The 647-nt window shown below is 40.2% G+C and carries 1 protein-coding gene; it reads left to right on the top strand.

The window, feature by feature from the left end; genetic code table 11:
* The first annotated feature begins 35 nt into the window (after positions 1 to 35).
* On the top strand, positions 36 to 314 hold the full coding sequence (locus tag AB4484_RS26620; RefSeq protein WP_108162567.1) for a hypothetical protein: 279 nt from the start codon (positions 36 to 38) through the stop codon (positions 312 to 314).
* Positions 315 to 647 lie beyond the last annotated feature (333 nt).

The following is a 647-nucleotide window of genomic DNA, read 5'->3' as shown; positions in this document are numbered from 1 at the left end:
CACCTTAATTGGGCGTTATGTGTCAGGAGGCATTGGTGGAAGAAAAGAATCAAATAGATCAACTGTTTAATGAGATGGCGGAGCAAGTATTAAGCTTTATAGTTAAGTCTGAATCAGGGTTTAACGAAGGTTGGGTGCCAGCAGCTTTTATCAAGCAACAGCTTAATCTTACTAAGAATGCTTACCCGCAAGGTAACAAAACTGATAATAAAACTGGGTGGCTTTTCGCAACGTTAGCTCGCCACTTACAAGATCAGAACAAAGTAGAATTCAAAAAAATTGGTTCACGATCTTACTATAAATCAAACAGGTAGGTGGCAATGTCGTACTCAATAACTAATGTAGTGTGTAAAGAATGTGGCACGAAATATCAGGCAGCTCTTAATGGAGTATTTCAAGTTAACGGCGAATATGCTGCAACTTGTACTGCTTGCAACAAGCAAACGTTTTTTCCATGGGGTGTTGAAGCTGCACCAATTGTATCGACTTTTCCTGAAAATACGTCGCCAGTATATTTTGTAAAAGTCATATAGTTCAGATACATAACAAAGCATTTAAGAGTGATTCGCAACGCTTGGCAGTTTCGCTTCACTCAAGTATAGCCAAGCGCCGCTCACACCTTAATGCGGCGTTATGCGTATAAGCGG

This window comes from Vibrio sp. 10N.261.46.A3, assembly GCF_041472995.1.
Classification (GTDB): domain Bacteria; phylum Pseudomonadota; class Gammaproteobacteria; order Enterobacterales; family Vibrionaceae; genus Vibrio; species Vibrio coralliirubri.
Note: the sequence above shows the minus strand (reverse complement) of the source record. Positions and strands in the feature narration are given on the sequence as shown.